Origin of the sequence: Candidatus Methanoperedens sp. BLZ2 (assembly GCF_002487355.1) — an archaeon.
GTDB lineage: Archaea > Halobacteriota > Methanosarcinia > Methanosarcinales > Methanoperedenaceae > Methanoperedens.
Window position 1 is genome coordinate 1 of the sequence record NZ_NTMG01000042.1, and the last position, 14259, is coordinate 14259.

Sequence of the window (14259 nt, forward strand, 5' to 3'; positions counted from 1 at the left end):
GATCGCCCGAAGGCATGGTAAGATTAGCTTTGAACTTATTTAAAGCCAGCGCCGTGCCTGATGAGGGTAGCAAAGAAAAGAAAATATAAAGGAGAAATAAAATATGAACGAAAGTAAAGGAATGCAATTAGGCGCGGTGCTTGCGGCAACACTACAACTTTTTGTAGTATTTGCATCAACACCCGCCAGTGCGTATGAGGATACTGGACTTAAGTGGGCAGGAACATCAACTGAATATGGATGGGACTGGTGGGGGTCGATACCATCTGATTGGAAACCTGCAATAAGAGAGGCCGCATCTACTTGGAATGCTGCAGGTTCAACGTTCAGGTTCAGTGAAGACTATTGGACATCAAATATATATAAAGATCAACTTGCTGCTGACAAACAGGCTGAGACGACTACGACTGTTTATACCTGGGACCCAAATACAATTATAGATGTTGAAACAGTGTTTAATAGCAATCTAGAATGGTCAACAACAGGAAATCCAGCTCCTTGGCAATCAGATGTTCAGGATGTAGCCACACATGAGTTTGGTCACTGGTTAAAATTGGGTGAGACTCCTGATGAGTGGACAAACACCATGTATAATGAAGGGTGGGGTACAATCGGGAGACGAACATTAGAACAGGACGATATAGATGGTATAATACACATATATGGAACGTAATAACTATAATGAGGAGATACAATATGAAGAAATTACACATAACGATATTGCTGGCAGCAATACTTATTACTGGTGCTATGGCATTAATTGATGCGAATACAGAAGAACCTACTTTTGCCGTAAGTTCAGCCTCATGGACCAAAGCTGTATTTAACAACTCACACCTAGCAGATAGATCAGATAGTATTATCATAGGTCGTGTTATAGAAATCCTTCCAAGTAGATGGAATACCCCAGATGGGATAAAACCGACATCGGACTATAAAATGGCAACATCAAAAGAAGAATTCTATAAACAACGAAAAGCAAAAAAGATCTATACAGATGTAATTATTAAAATAGATAGAATAATAAAAAATAAATCAACTCCGGCAATGATAACTGTGAGGACAATTGGTGGGGAAGTAGGAGAATATGGAATGGAGGTAGAAGATGAGGCTAAGTTTGAAGCTGGTGAGAATGTACTGCTGTTTCTTACAAAAGAAGATATGGATACGGATAATAGTGCTGGAACCCACTACAGAGTATATGATATGAAATATGGTAAGTTCAGCATTACAAATGATAATCAAGCAGTAAGACCCGGTCTTCCCGAAGCACACAAGAAAATACCTCTTGAAGAGTTGTTGAATTCCATAGGGACTCAATGAGTCTCTTTTTTCATTTTTTATGAAAACTAGGAAACAATCATCTGTGAAGAGAGTTTATATTCTTTTTAAATACGATTTCATTATTGCCTGAGTTCCCACAGTATTAGGCACATGAGTGCCGTCTGCGCTCGTTATCCCAAATTTATCATATGCCTAATTAGGCACAGCACAATACCTGATCCTACTTCCGAAAACCAAATAGTATAGCTGCATTGATAGTATTATCTTAAATATTTGTGCCGAAATTAATAAAATCATGTAATTTCCATGCATTTTTCTCTGATATCTGACCTGATGCGATCGCTCCCTTTGGCTTGCAGATTTTATCTATTTCAACATCATAGATATCATTTATGATATCACATGCACCATGGATCAGTATTCCGGCAATGATCCCGATAGCTGCCCTGTAATCCCGGGTGCCAGGGACTGCGCATGTTACTGCTACTACAGAAAGGTCAACAATACTGCTTTTCAATTTAAGGATTAATATATATGGATTTTTTAAAATCATTCTTATTCCCCCGTGTTTAATTCATAAAAATATGAATTATTTGTTGTAATTTAGCACCATAATTGTTTATTTAAACATTTTCTTTTTAGTTTTTAGTAATATTGATATAAAAACGATAGATTTAAATATTATACATGAAAATAAGTTGGTGTACGGAGAAAATCTGTACATAAGAATGGGTCGGTAAAGTTGGCAGGTTGGGGAGAAAAAATCTCTGATAACTGGATTTTACAACCCATAAAAAACGTGGGGTTCAGCGGTTCTGCGAGAGCAACTGAACCCCGGATCGCCCGAAGGCATGGTAATGTTAGCTTTGAACTTATTTAAAGCCAGCGCCGCGCCTGATGAGAGCAGCAAAGAAAAATATAAATGGAGGAATAAAAAATATGAAAAGTAAAGGAATGCAATTAGGTGCGCTGCTTGCGGCGATGCTGCTGTTGAGCATGGCGTTTGTGCCGGCGGCAAGCGCCCAAGGTGCGCCTGAGAATAAAGATAAAAAAATTATTGAGATAAAACAGCTTAAACCTGAGGCTGGCAGCGAGGTTATATTAGATTCGCTTCAGGCAACTAAATGGTCCGATGGTTCTGTAAAGATAAGTGGCAGTGGCGAAAAGCAGGTTGGAGCACCAGCTCAATACTTTCATTGGGAAGTAAATATATCAAAAGGTACTTACAAAACAACAAAACTTGCCGTAGCAGATTTAAGAGAAACTACACCCATAATTACCAACGTTGAAATAAATAATGGCAAATCAAAATCGATTCCAGACGAATCTGCCGCAATGACTACTGGCCAGCATTCAGCAACCGTGCTTGTTGTGACAGATGACCCACCCGGAGAAGACTTGGCAAAAACAACTCATCAATTAACATGGACGATCAACACCGATGGAACTGTAGATTTTAACTGGCGCACTTCGGGTTGCTGGGCTGCCAATCCATCTTCTTTAGATACGCATTGGTTTGTGGATTCATGCAACTTCTTAGGTAGCGTCACCTATTCTTCCGGTCGAACCTCTCTATCCTCTGAAGTTAATAGCAAATTCCATAACTATGACTGGGGTTTTGATAGTTGGGTTACTTACGCCGAACATTGGAGTAAGATACAGGGAAGAAATGATTCCTGGTATGACTATTGGTGGGACACCACTCATTCTGGTGAAGATTGGTTTTTGCTTGATGGGGATGTGTATGCTAGCTAATGCACCTCCCGTTTTAATTTGTTACTGGATATAATATGCTTCAAACTTTAATAACTTTTTTTTGGAAGAATTATATTTATCTGCTATTTGCTCTTACAATTGTAATATTATTTCTAATGATCAAAGTAAGAGCTGAATCAAAACGAGCATCCTTTGACTCTGCTACTTTATCAGTATCAGATATTTTACTGGTTCTATCTTTTCTTACGGTCTCAGTAAGTGGGTTGCTGGTACTTCTTGATATAGAAATTTTCGGACGGATTTCGTTAAGTGAACCACTTAATTATGTGGTTCTTTCCTTTATAATAATTTCCATAACAGGATCTTCAATCATAATTATAAAAAAAAATGTTAGACACCAGAAAAAGATACACGATTCCGCCTCTCTTATATTTGTAAGTGCTTTATTGATCCTTTCTTTTTTAACCGGATTTTCCATTGGAGCAAGACTTTCTTTTATTAATTTAATATTGACCTTATTTTTATTAGCGAAAGCTCAAAATTATCGATCTGTTTTTTTTATTGCCTTAGTGTTTAATCTATTCTTTTTAGCGTCGTATTTTTTATTTTAGATTCTTTGAACTATAAAAGATTGGTTTGTATAGGAGCGCTTTGGGGAGTCGTATCTTTTAGCATAGTTGCTGCTATTCAATTAAATCTCATCAAATTACCGTATTTTGCTGTTTTTACTGTGATTACTGGTATAGTAGTTATTGCGGCAATAGATGGAATCTGGCAACTGTTCAATAGACTACGAAAGTATATGCGCCGCGCTTGATGAGGGAGAAAAAAAGGAAAAAATATAAAAAGGATGAAAAAATATGAAGAGAAAAAAACTGCTTTACATGAGTTGGGTCATGCACCGGGTGGTCACAGTTATGATCCCAATTTAATGGCTGATGGATTAAGATCATATACACAATTAGGGCAGCACGATATTGAGGACTATAAATATATATGTAGATGATAAATATGCTAACGAAAACTAAAATAAGTATTGTATTTGTAATACTGGCAGGTTTGATCGGCACAGGTCTCTTGTTCATGCAAACAAATGGATACAATAGCGGAGAAATCAGCTATAGTAGTGGTGATGTTGCATTTAATGTTACCGATGACCGCGAATTAGTAAGTTTTGCAGATAATGTATTCATTGGAAAGGTTATAGCCCAAACTGGAAATAAAGCAAACACTCCACCACCTGAAGCTGGCGATACACCAGGTTTTTCGCCACAAACGCAGTTTAGCATTGAGGTTGTTGAGAATATAAAAGGAAACCTCAGCGGAATGATCATAGTGAGCCAATATGGAGGATACAAAGAGAAAGGAGGAGTGAATGAATTACATCTCATCGAAGGAGACAAACTTCTGGAGCCGGGTAACACTCATCTGTTTGCTACCAGATTTAATGATATTGATGGATGGCATACTATAATTGTACCCAACTGTGGTAATCTTCCTGTTACAAATCAAACAGATCATCAAAATAAGGTAGAAAGATTTAAAAAAGCATATTCACAGGAAATACCTTCTAAGTTTTAGCTATCTATGAAGGAACAGAAAATATAAAAGAGAATAAAATATGAAAAATGAAAAAGTGTTGATAATTGGGATAATACTCGGCCTTGTAATTTTCGGCATACTTGAATTATTAAATATTTCTGGAACGATTTCCCGGGGGACCATAAGCGCAATTCTCGTGGGCATAACCATTGGCTTACTGATAGATAATAATCCAATTAGGCACACATTTATTTCGATTTCCATATATAATTTAATCGCCTGGACAGCAATAGCTATATTTGATCCCGAGGCTGATATTCTGTTTGGATCCGGGAAAGCAGTTGTAGGTGTATTTATCGGTTTTATGGTAATCATGATTGGTCTATTTTCAATCATTGGGTCGTTTAGTGCATTTGTTACATATAATCTGAGAAAGAATAGATAGGAGCTTTTATGAATCTTTCAGAAATAGGAATTATTGGGGAAGATGAAATATTAAGAGGTTCAAGGAATAAATATACACTAAGTGGATTTTTTATCTTTCTTTTTGTAGTAATAAACCATTACAGCACATCAATATTATCTTTGTTCTCTTTTAAAAGCAATGCAGACATCCCATTTTATCTGATTTCTTATTTCATTATTTTATTTTTAGGCCCGTTTCTAATCATGATGGCATCTTTTGATATCATCAGTAATGAAGTAGAGACTGGTTCAATAAGATATATTATCTCAAAAATAGACAGGGCTTCATTTGTATTGGGCAAATTTTTGGCTTTGTTTATAGTATTTGTATTTGCTTTATTTGCGATTACAATTATAAATTTATTCTATACATATTTTTCAAATAATACAATTCAATTAGGTACAGCAGTTCTATTTTGGGGATTTTCAAGTCTCTATTTGGGATGTTTTATAACTATCTTTTTATTTATTTCAGCTCTGTCAGAAAACAATCGTACTTCTTTGATAATGTCTATTGTTTTTCTGGGTATTTTATTTTTCCTTCTTATTCAAGGAAATGACAGCTTCCTAAAGTACTTTACACCTTTTTCTTACGGTATTAATAATATAGGGTTTTTCGGAAAATCCACACATGTGATTGATTTTTATGCATTATTTAAAAACACCTTTGCAATGATCATTTATGAAATAATATTTTTATCAATGAGTTTATTTGCCATTAAGAGGAGGGATTTATGACCTCGATCATCACAACAGAAGGTCTATCTAAAAAGTATGGCTCCCAATTTGTTTTAAATGATGTTTCATTGAATGTAAAAAATAAGGATATCTATGGATTTTTAGGTGAAAATGGGGCTGGCAAAACTACTACTATAAAATTATTGTCCGGTCTTTTGATATCTACAAGCGGAAAGATCATTATAGATGATATGGATATGGATATTGAATCAAACAATATAAAAAAAATTATTGGATTAGTCCCTCAGGATTCGAGTTTTTACGATAGCAGAAACGCATTGAGTCATATGATCTATTATGGAAGATTAAAAGGATTAACTAAAAAAGATGCCCTGGAACAATCAAATATATTATTAGACAAAGTTGGTTTGAAAGAGGCAATGAAAAAAAATGTAGGTTATTTCTCACATGGTATGAAAAAACGCCTTGCAATTGCTCAGGCTCTTTTGAACAAACCAAAAATATTAATTCTCGACGAACCAACAAATGGGCTCGATCCAGCCGGAACCCGACAAATAAAAGAAATACTTTGTGAATTCAACAACAATGGGATTACTATAGTCATTTCGTCTCATAATTTGTTGGAAATACAAGAAATATGTAATAGAGTTGGAATTATACATAAAGGGAAAATAATTGCAGAAGACAAAATAGAGACAATTCGACATCTTGAATCCAATGGTGTGGTAACAGTGGGAGTTTATAACCTATCTCATAAGATAATAAATTTGATAGAAAGTTTGGAGTTTGTAGTTAAAACTGAGTTAAAAGCTGAAAATATTTTAGATATATTTGTGAATTCTATGGACGATACAAAACCAGAGATTAATAAATTAATTGTTGAAAATGGTGGAAGAGTTTTCAAGCTTGTAGAAAATTCACTGTCTTTGGAAGATGCTTTCTTTAATATCACCAATTCTTATTAATGGAGAAAAGATTTTGTTTGAACCCGCATTAGAGAGATATAATATCATATAGTCCGATTTTGAATTTTAAGTGGAGATAATGTGAAAACAATAATAACTCTTGATGAAGCGCTTGAAAAAATAAAGCAGCTTAAAAACACATATTACTTCAGGCGTGAATCAGAAAAGGTTGCTCTTTCTGACTCTGTGGGAAGGGAAATCAGTGAAGATATTATTGCGGATTCCATGTCCCCGGCATTCGATATTGCCGCAATGGACGGATTTGCCGTTAGACATGAGGATGTTTATCCGCTAAAAATATCCGGGAAAGTATACGCTGGCGACGGCATTACAAAGATAAAGAGCGGCGAGGCTATGGCAATCGCAACAGGGGCAATACTCCCGGAAGGTGCAGATGCCGTGCTGAAAATCGAAGATGCAGACGTTCAAAAAGATATCCTTTATGGGAAAGCTCTCAAGAAATGGGAAAACGTATTCCGAAAAGGCTCGGATTACAGTGCCGGGGACAGGATCTTTGAGAAAGATCACCGTATAATGCCCCAGAGCGCTGCGCTTTTATATAGCCTTGGCATCGAAAAAGTCCCGGTTTATAAAAAAACCAGAGCCGGTATAATTTCCACGGGCACAGAAATTTATAATGGAATGATAAAAAATACAAGTGCAGTGCTGATACAGGCATTTTTGAAAGAATCAGGCCACGAATCCGAATTTATAGGCACTGTTCCTGATGACTATAATAAAACAAAGAAGATGTTGCTCGAAGCCTGCGAAAAGTTCGATGTAGTATTTACAACAGGCGGTGTTTCTGTGGGTGAGCGCGATTTTGTTGCAGATATCATTGCCGAAACAGGAGAAACAGTATTCCACAGGGTTGCTATCAGGCCCGGAAAACCCTGCGCTGTAGGCATTGTGAATAATACTCCTGTATTTGCACTTCCGGGCAAACCAACGGGGGCTTTCACTGCTCTTGAAATAGTGGTGCGAAGATATTTCACGGATATGCCAAGGGCAATGCATAAGATTACGATAAATGAGGATGTTGTGCTGCCGGAAAAAGGTTTTGAATATATCCTTTTCATGAAGATAGTAAATAACACAGCTATTGGATATGGCACAGATATAAAGTTGTTTGATCGGGAGTATAATACTGCTATAATCTCGGCATCTCCCCGGTCTTGCGTCGTTGAAGGATATGTAATAACAGACAGAAATATTGAAAAAGGTGAAGTGGTGAATGTATATCTCTTCTGTTGAGGTAAATATGAATAAACAAAGAAGCTGAAGGCTAACATGAGCAGTGCCGACTTTTTGATACAGGGAATTATCAGGGCGTTTGAATTGATATTCAGCTTAAACCCCTATATCCTGAGCATAACAGGCGTTTCTATTAAAGTATCAGGCACTGCCACTATACTTGCAACATTTACCGCAATACTACTTGCGTTTGCTATTTCGTTCCTGAACTTCAGGGGTAAGCAGGCGCTTGTTACACTTATCAATACAGGCATGGGACTGCCCCCGGTTTTTGTAGGTCTTTTTGTTTTTTTGATGATCGTGCCTGTCGGTCCTTTAGGGTTCCTGGATATTGTTTATACACGGGAAGCAATGATCCTTGCACAGTATATCCTCATAACACCAATAATTACAGGTATTTGTCTTGCTTCAATAAAGGCAGTGCCTCAATCCATAATAGAAACCGTTCATACACTTGGCGGAACTCAAAAGGATGCCGTAATTGAGACTTTAAAAGAGGCAAGGTTCGGAATGATTACAGCGATACTTGCAGGATTCGGAAGGGCACTTGCAGAAGTGGGAGCAATTCTCATCGTAGGCGGAAATATCGCCTACACTGGAAGTGTGGGTGGAATCGGGGAAGGATTGTCCAAAACCCGTACACTCACGACTGCAATAACATCTGAAACAAGTAAAGGCGATATTTCGACCTCGATTGCCCTCGGGATCATTCTCATCTCCCTTGTTCTTTCTGTGAATATCCTGGCTAACTATTTCCAGAGGACTGATTAGAATTGATAAGAATAGAGAATCTTTACATGGCATTCGGGAATAAAGAGGTTTTAAGAAATATTAACTTTGAAATCAAAGAAGGAGAGATTTTCGCCCTGATCGGGCCAAGCGGGACAGGTAAGACAACATTTCTTCGCATTTTGAATTTTCTTGAGAAACCAATTAAAGGCGAAATTAAATATAATGGGATGAAAACCCCGGGAGTACTTGATACAAGGCGCAGGATGTCTCTTCTTTTCCAGACGCCTGCAATCTTTAATAAATCGGTTTTTGAAAATGTAGCGTATGGGCTCAAAGTGCGCGGTATTGAAAAAAAAATCGTAGAAAAAAAAGTCAATGAAGCTTTGAATATTGTTGGTCTTGCTGGAATGGAAAACCAGAACGCTCGCACACTTTCAGGAGGAGAGGCACAGCGCATGGCTTTTGCAAGGGCGATCGTCTATGACCCGGAAATTCTTCTTCTTGATGAGCCAACTGCAAATCTTGACCCTGCCAATGTAACGAAGATTGAAGAGATCATCAAACGCATCAGGAATGAACGAAGGACGACCATTGTGCTTGCAACTCATAATATCCCCCAGGTCAGGCGCATCGCCGATAGGGTGGGAATATTGCTGAACGGGGAATTGATCGAAGTGAACAGCAAAGATGGGATTTTTTCAAAGCCAAAAGATGCAAGGTCGGAGGCGTTTTTGAAGGGTGAGATGATTTATTGAGTGGGTTTTATGTTCTTTGTTTGAAAACTTTGCGCTCTTTGCGGTGGGATTACATGATTTTGTTTTTCATCATGACAGCGCCGAAAAACCCATCAGTATTATGAACATGCGGTAATGACCTGAAAAATCCATCATCAGAGGTTAATTTGCCAGATTTAAAATCATGCATTTCCGATACCGGAACCAGGCAAAAATCCCTGTTCTTCGCAAGAAAACCGTGCACGTTATCCTCATTTTCCTCCCTGCTTATCGTACATGTAACATAGACAAATCTTCCTCCGGGCTTAACAAGCCTGCTGTATTCACTTAATATCTCTTTCTGTTTCACTGCAAGTTCTCTGACATCATCCCGGGTCAACCGCCATTTCGAATCCGGGTTCCTCCTGAAAACCCCCATGCTTGAGCAGGGCGCATCTATGAAAACGCAATCCGCCATATTATTATATTCATTTAATGCCTCCCTGTTCGCGGTCTTAATATTGAACGCTCCAGCTTTTCCCGCACGGCGCCGCAGGTTCGAAAGTTTAACAGCCGACAGGTCTGAAGCGATTATAGTTCCACGGTTTTTCATCAATCCTGAAAGGAAAAGGGATTTTCCGCCATTCCCTGCACATGCATCAATTACAAGTTCTCCGGGCTTTACCCCTGTAAGAAGCGTAACAAGCTGGCTTCCTTCATCCTGTACTTCGAAAAGCCCTTCCTTAAAAGCCCGGGTTTTAAAAATATCTTCTTTCTTATTAACAATCAGGCCAGATGGCGATAATTCCGTCCTTGATGAAGAATAACCCTCCCCGTCAAGCATTTTTTGAAGTGATCCGATATCCGATTTCAGTGGATTCACCCTGATTGTCAAAGGCGGCTCCATGTTATTAGCACTGCATAAAGCCTCAACTTCTTTAACCGACCCCATTTCTGTGAGCCATTTTTCCACGATCCAGCGCGGATGTGAATGGTATGCGCAAATATATTCGATCTGAGCTTTTTCAGGATCAGGGAAGATGACCATGTCTTTATTCCTTAATACTGCTTCAACCGTTCTTTTAACGAATCCGCTTAACTTACTATTGTCCGATGACATCGCTACTGCATTGTTTACTATTCCTGCTGCGGATACATTCGTAAATAAGGCCTGGTATGTGCATATCCTGAATAAATTAAGTATTTCCGGATCAAGATTTGTCATAGCGGCTCTTGATGCGTGTCCGATTATGTAATCCAGCCTTCCCAGATGGCGCAAGATCCCATAAACGAGATCAACGATAACAGTTTTTTCACCAGATGAAAAATCTTCATTTTTAAAAAGCTCACTAATAATGATATCGGGATATTTCTTATCATGGAGTATTGAATTTAATAGCAAAAGAACTGAATTGTAGCTCTTTTGCCTGATAAGAGCGTTACTCTTATAACTCTTATTATTCTTTCTCAAAAATGATCATACCCGTCTTAAGACAGGCCGCCTCTTCTTGCGTAAGTTCCCTGTGTGTTGCTTTTTCTGCAATTATGGCGCTATTGCCCAGAGGATCTTCGATAATAACTGTAATTTCAAATTCCCCGGCTTTGACCTTCTCGATGATAGATTGTAATTCCTGTGCGCGCCGGGTTTTAGGTTCTTCATTCCATCTTATTACCATCTCCAGGATATCACTCACCCTGTCAAGCACGCCTTCGATATTTGAAATAAAAGATTCGGAAGCTGGTCCTGGTTCTATATCGACCCCCAGTTCTGGTATTCTTATTGTTCCTGATGTTGAGCGAACCACACGCACATCAATGTCCTCCCGTGTCGTGACTTTCATTTCATATCGAACGGGTTTGCGCTGGTCCATGATCATGGTATCAGAATATCTTAAACCGCATTCACACTTTGAAGTAATATGCATTACTTCACCAAAAAAAGGAATATTATCTTTTACCCAGTTTGTAACAAGTTCTTTGCTGCAAAGGGGGCAAACGCTTCTGGTAACTGTTAAAATACTGCCTGATTCTGAGTTCACTTTAACTTTTGCCTGTCTATACGCATGCCGCGCGGGGTCACGATAACCTGGTCTTCTTTGATCATCGCGATATCACCATGTACATCATTGACAACTGCTTTCAGGTCCTTGATCGCCCTGTCAAAAACCATTTTATCTTTTTTTGCAGGCGAGACATCGATCATCAGGATATTGCCCTCATAAATTTGTTTTTTTAATTCAGGCATCATTTCAAGTCCTGATAATTCAGCTATTTTTATATAAGCGTTGGCTGTTTCGCCCTGAAAACCCTCTTCATATTCTGAAAGATCAAGTTCCTGATATTCATCCGCATCTGATTTTGTCTTCTTCCCGCCGCCAAAAAGATTATCTATAAATTTACCCATGAAATATTCACCTTTACTTCGTACTCCTTATTGTTTATATCTATTTATTTATTTCTGTTCAAGGTTCCAGATTTCATCCCCTACATAGTGTATGGACTTTACTGCCTTGCCTTTTCCCCCGACCATTTCTTTTCCTGCCATAAGGGCTCTTCCGATACCGATCGCTTTCCCATGTGCTTTCTCTACGATGATAACAAGATCGCCTATGTTTATAGCCGGATCTGCTTCAACAATCCCCGGGCTCATCGTGTCAGCTCCATTTATGATAAACCTCACAGCCCCAGGATCAACAAGGACTATGCGGCGCGTCGGGTTCAATTTAAGGGCGCCTTTTACAGTAGGAAATATTTTTCCGTCTATCTTAAACAAAACAGGTTCCCCATCCACGAAAATGAAATCCTGTCCCTCGCTTTCTACATATTCAAGCTTCCTGCCCTCAAATGATGATGCATCACCAAATGCCTCGACAATATCATTTACAAGAGCTTTCTGATCTGTTTTTCTTAATACATTCCTTGACTTTATTTTCATTACTCACCAATAGTTTTAAATATTGTACGAACTACTTTGGTGCACTATTGAATTAATGGTTTATTAATATTAAGGAGCGTTTTTATGGGAAACAGACCCCTCGACATTCTAAACAATGCGTTAAATAAGTCAGTATTGATACGGTTAAAAGGCCAGAGAGAGTTCAGAGGCGAATTACAGGGATACGATATACACATGAATATCGTCCTGGCTAATGCCGAGGAAATAAAAGAGAACGGAACGAAAAAACTTGGAACAGCAGTTGTACGCGGGGATAATATAGTATTTATTTCCCCATAAGAATAAGATTTAAAAAGGTGATTAAAATATGTCAAAAGGTACGCCTTCATTCGGTAAGAACCAGAAGAAAACACATGTTATATGCAGAAGATGTGGAAAAGCATCAATGAACACGCACACAAAAATGTGCGCATCGTGTGGTTTCGGTAAGACTACACACATGAGATCCTACAAATGGCAGGAAAAATGCGGTTACTAAGGTGACCACGGTTGCATGAAGAATGCGGTATAGTCGGTGTCTCTTTTAAAGAGGAGACATCTGCCGCACTGTCTATCTACTATGCACTTTTTGCTCTCCAGCACAGGGGACAGGAATCCGCAGGGATAACTGTTCATGATGGCAGCCAGGTCCGTACTTTAAAAGGTATGGGTCTTGTGCCAGATGTTTTTAACAAGGCAGATATACAGAAACTCAAAGGTCATGTAGGGATAGGACATGTCCGATATTCAACAACAGGCAGTTCAAAGATCGAGAATTGCCAGCCTCTTCTTGTAAGTTTTAAAAGCGGGACTATAGCTATCGCTCATAATGGTAATCTTGTAAACTCAAAAGAACTGAGGACTGAGCTTGAGAAAGAGGGGCGGATATTCTTATCCGAATCAGACACTGAAGTCATAGCTCATCTCCTTGTCAAGGAACTGATGCACAGCGAGCTTAAAGATGCTGTTAAAGATGTAATAAAACAGCTTGTTGGTTCATATTCACTTGCTATCCTGATAGATAAAACTGTTATTGTTATTCGTGACCCGCTTGGCATAAAACCATTGTGTTTTGGCTCGCTCGATAATGGTTATGTAGTGGCGTCCGAGAGTGTCGCCATTGATATTTTGAACGGGCAGTTGATACGTGATGTAGCTCCCGGAGAAATGCTTGTTTTCAACAATGGGACTTACGAAAGCCACCAGCTGGTAAAATCAAAAAATACTGCCCATTGTGTATTTGAATATATTTATTTCGCAAGGCCGGATTCAGTCATAGATGGCCAGCTTGTATATAATGTGAGGATGCGAATAGGAGAGATGCTTTTTAAGGAGCACCCGGCCATAGCAGACATCGTGTCGCCTGTCCCTGATTCAGGCATCACATATGCGATCGGTTTCTCAAAGAAATCGGGTATTGATTATATGGAAGGGCTTATGAAGAACCGCTACATAGGCAGGACATTCATTATGCCGGGTCAGGATATGAGAGAAACGGCAGTCAGGCTGAAACTGAACACTATAAAACCAAATATTGAGGGTAAAAGCATTGTTCTTATCGATGACAGCATTGTGCGCGGAACAACTTCGCGCCGTATAATAGATATGGTCCGTAAATCAGGCACAAGGGAGATCCATATGCGGGTAGCAAGCCCCCCCATTATTTCCCCATGTTATCTGGGGATCGATATGGCAACACGTGAAGAACTTATAGCTGCGCACAAGACAGTAAAAGGCGTTGAGGCCCTGATAAATGCAGATTCCCTTGGATATTTGAGTATAGATGGACTTGTGGAATCCATCGGGATCCCGATGGATGATCTATGCCTGGGGTGTTTGAGCGGCATCTATCCGGTTGAAATCCCGGGAGAGAAATGTATAAAGAGACAATTGAAGTTGTCGGAATTCTAAGGGAAAACTAAAAAAGAGGGAACTTCTATTAACAGTGAGGCAC

At 38.8% G+C, this 14259-nt stretch carries 19 protein-coding genes; 14 read left to right on the plus strand and 5 right to left on the minus strand.

Going from position 1 to position 14259, the window contains the following annotated elements:
• The first annotated feature begins 103 nt into the window (after positions 1-103).
• Entirely contained in the window at positions 104-673 is a 570-nt protein-coding gene (locus tag CL181_RS07585; RefSeq protein ID WP_097298705.1) for a matrixin family metalloprotease, read from the plus strand.
• Positions 674-696: 23 nt separating this feature from the next.
• Complete coding sequence (locus CL181_RS07590) at positions 697-1323, plus strand: hypothetical protein (protein ID WP_097298706.1); 627 nt, start codon at positions 697-699, stop codon at positions 1321-1323.
• 226 nt (positions 1324-1549) lie between these two features.
• Here CL181_RS07590 and CL181_RS07595 read toward each other — a convergent pair whose 3' ends face one another.
• Positions 1550-1837 carry a UbiA family prenyltransferase gene (locus tag CL181_RS07595; RefSeq protein ID WP_217993113.1) on the minus strand — a complete coding sequence of 96 codons (288 nt, stop codon included), beginning with the start codon at positions 1835-1837 and terminating at the stop codon, positions 1550-1552.
• A 344-nt stretch (positions 1838-2181) separates the two neighbouring features.
• On the opposite strand from CL181_RS07595, the gene CL181_RS07600 reads away from it, so the two are divergent.
• From CL181_RS07600 to CL181_RS07640, 9 genes are all read left to right on the plus strand, one after another.
• Positions 2182-3039 (plus strand): hypothetical protein, encoded by an 858-nt coding sequence (locus tag CL181_RS07600; RefSeq protein ID WP_141398833.1) that lies wholly within the window; start codon positions 2182-2184, stop codon positions 3037-3039.
• Between the two features lie 811 nt (positions 3040-3850).
• Positions 3851-4006, plus strand: coding sequence for a hypothetical protein (locus CL181_RS20225; RefSeq protein ID WP_176505109.1), 156 nt, complete (start codon positions 3851-3853; stop codon positions 4004-4006).
• A 5-nt stretch (positions 4007-4011) separates the two neighbouring features.
• Complete coding sequence (locus tag CL181_RS07610; protein ID WP_141398835.1) at positions 4012-4581, plus strand: hypothetical protein; 570 nt, start codon at positions 4012-4014, stop codon at positions 4579-4581.
• 40 nt (positions 4582-4621) lie between these two features.
• Positions 4622-4987, plus strand: coding sequence for a hypothetical protein (locus CL181_RS07615; protein ID WP_097298710.1), 366 nt, complete (start codon positions 4622-4624; stop codon positions 4985-4987).
• Between the two features lie 8 nt (positions 4988-4995).
• The gene (locus CL181_RS07620; RefSeq protein ID WP_097298711.1) at positions 4996-5745 is read left to right on the plus strand and encodes an ABC transporter permease; all 750 of its coding nucleotides are present in this window, start codon (positions 4996-4998) and stop codon (positions 5743-5745) included.
• Positions 5742-6671, plus strand: coding sequence for an ABC transporter ATP-binding protein (locus CL181_RS07625; RefSeq protein WP_097298712.1), 930 nt, complete (start codon positions 5742-5744; stop codon positions 6669-6671). The genes CL181_RS07620 and CL181_RS07625 overlap by 4 nt, the downstream gene beginning before the upstream one ends.
• Positions 6672-6752: 81 nt before the next feature.
• Positions 6753-7925 (plus strand): molybdopterin molybdotransferase MoeA, encoded by a 1173-nt coding sequence (locus tag CL181_RS07630; RefSeq protein ID WP_097298713.1) that lies wholly within the window; start codon positions 6753-6755, stop codon positions 7923-7925.
• Between the two features lie 36 nt (positions 7926-7961).
• Positions 7962-8696, plus strand: a complete 735-nt coding sequence (locus tag CL181_RS07635) for an ABC transporter permease (RefSeq protein WP_097298714.1) — start codon at positions 7962-7964, stop codon at positions 8694-8696.
• Positions 8697-8698: 2 nt separating this feature from the next.
• Positions 8699-9412, plus strand: coding sequence for a phosphate ABC transporter ATP-binding protein (locus CL181_RS07640; RefSeq protein ID WP_217993114.1), 714 nt, complete (start codon positions 8699-8701; stop codon positions 9410-9412).
• A 49-nt stretch (positions 9413-9461) separates the two neighbouring features.
• Here the strand turns inward: CL181_RS07640 and rsmB are convergent, their stop codons facing one another.
• Genes rsmB through CL181_RS07660 form a run of 4 tightly spaced genes read right to left on the minus strand, consistent with a single transcriptional unit; the run spans position 9462 to position 12305 of the window.
• Positions 9462-10841, minus strand: coding sequence for a 16S rRNA (cytosine(967)-C(5))-methyltransferase RsmB (gene rsmB / locus CL181_RS07645; RefSeq protein WP_097298715.1), 1380 nt, complete (start codon positions 10839-10841; stop codon positions 9462-9464).
• Positions 10828-11409 carry a ZPR1 zinc finger domain-containing protein gene (locus CL181_RS07650; RefSeq protein ID WP_097298716.1) on the minus strand — a complete coding sequence of 194 codons (582 nt, stop codon included), beginning with the start codon at positions 11407-11409 and terminating at the stop codon, positions 10828-10830. Before CL181_RS07650 ends, rsmB begins: the two co-directional genes overlap by 14 nt.
• Positions 11406-11774, minus strand: a complete 369-nt coding sequence (sepF, locus tag CL181_RS07655) for a cell division protein SepF (protein WP_097298717.1) — start codon at positions 11772-11774, stop codon at positions 11406-11408. Before sepF ends, CL181_RS07650 begins: the two co-directional genes overlap by 4 nt.
• A 48-nt stretch (positions 11775-11822) precedes the next feature.
• Entirely contained in the window at positions 11823-12305 is a 483-nt protein-coding gene (locus CL181_RS07660; protein ID WP_097298718.1) for an RNA-binding protein, read from the minus strand.
• A gap of 84 nt (positions 12306-12389) precedes the next feature.
• Between CL181_RS07660 and CL181_RS07665 the strand changes: the two genes are divergently transcribed.
• The 3 genes from CL181_RS07665 to purF are packed head-to-tail and all read left to right on the plus strand — an operon-like array spanning position 12390 to position 14216.
• Positions 12390-12605 (plus strand): LSm family protein, encoded by a 216-nt coding sequence (locus tag CL181_RS07665; protein ID WP_097298719.1) that lies wholly within the window; start codon positions 12390-12392, stop codon positions 12603-12605.
• A gap of 28 nt (positions 12606-12633) precedes the next feature.
• Complete coding sequence (locus CL181_RS07670; protein WP_097298720.1) at positions 12634-12804, plus strand: 50S ribosomal protein L37e; 171 nt, start codon at positions 12634-12636, stop codon at positions 12802-12804.
• Between the two features lie 11 nt (positions 12805-12815).
• Positions 12816-14216 (plus strand): amidophosphoribosyltransferase, encoded by a 1401-nt coding sequence (gene purF, locus CL181_RS07675; RefSeq protein ID WP_097298721.1) that lies wholly within the window; start codon positions 12816-12818, stop codon positions 14214-14216.
• Positions 14217-14259 lie beyond the last annotated feature (43 nt).

Excerpts from the sequence above, each read along its gene's own strand:
- CL181_RS07585 (WP_097298705.1), top strand. The coding sequence starts at position 104 with ATGAACGAAAGTAAAGGAATGCAATTAGGCGCGGTGCTTGCGGCAACA.
- CL181_RS07590 (WP_097298706.1), top strand. The coding sequence starts at position 697 with ATGAAGAAATTACACATAACGATATTGCTGGCAGCAATACTTATTACT.
- CL181_RS07595 (WP_217993113.1), bottom strand. The coding sequence starts at position 1,837 with ATGATTTTAAAAAATCCATATATATTAATCCTTAAATTGAAAAGCAGT.
- CL181_RS07600 (WP_141398833.1), top strand. The coding sequence starts at position 2,182 with ATGAGAGCAGCAAAGAAAAATATAAATGGAGGAATAAAAAATATGAAA.
- CL181_RS20225 (WP_176505109.1), top strand. The coding sequence starts at position 3,851 with ATGAAAAAATATGAAGAGAAAAAAACTGCTTTACATGAGTTGGGTCAT.
- CL181_RS07610 (WP_141398835.1), top strand. The coding sequence starts at position 4,012 with ATGCTAACGAAAACTAAAATAAGTATTGTATTTGTAATACTGGCAGGT.
- CL181_RS07615 (WP_097298710.1), top strand. The coding sequence starts at position 4,622 with ATGAAAAATGAAAAAGTGTTGATAATTGGGATAATACTCGGCCTTGTA.
- CL181_RS07620 (WP_097298711.1), top strand. The coding sequence starts at position 4,996 with ATGAATCTTTCAGAAATAGGAATTATTGGGGAAGATGAAATATTAAGA.
- CL181_RS07625 (WP_097298712.1), top strand. The coding sequence starts at position 5,742 with ATGACCTCGATCATCACAACAGAAGGTCTATCTAAAAAGTATGGCTCC.
- CL181_RS07635 (WP_097298714.1), top strand. The coding sequence starts at position 7,962 with ATGAGCAGTGCCGACTTTTTGATACAGGGAATTATCAGGGCGTTTGAA.
- sepF (WP_097298717.1), bottom strand. The coding sequence starts at position 11,774 with ATGGGTAAATTTATAGATAATCTTTTTGGCGGCGGGAAGAAGACAAAA.
- CL181_RS07660 (WP_097298718.1), bottom strand. The coding sequence starts at position 12,305 with ATGAAAATAAAGTCAAGGAATGTATTAAGAAAAACAGATCAGAAAGCT.
- CL181_RS07665 (WP_097298719.1), top strand. The coding sequence starts at position 12,390 with ATGGGAAACAGACCCCTCGACATTCTAAACAATGCGTTAAATAAGTCA.
- CL181_RS07670 (WP_097298720.1), top strand. The coding sequence starts at position 12,634 with ATGTCAAAAGGTACGCCTTCATTCGGTAAGAACCAGAAGAAAACACAT.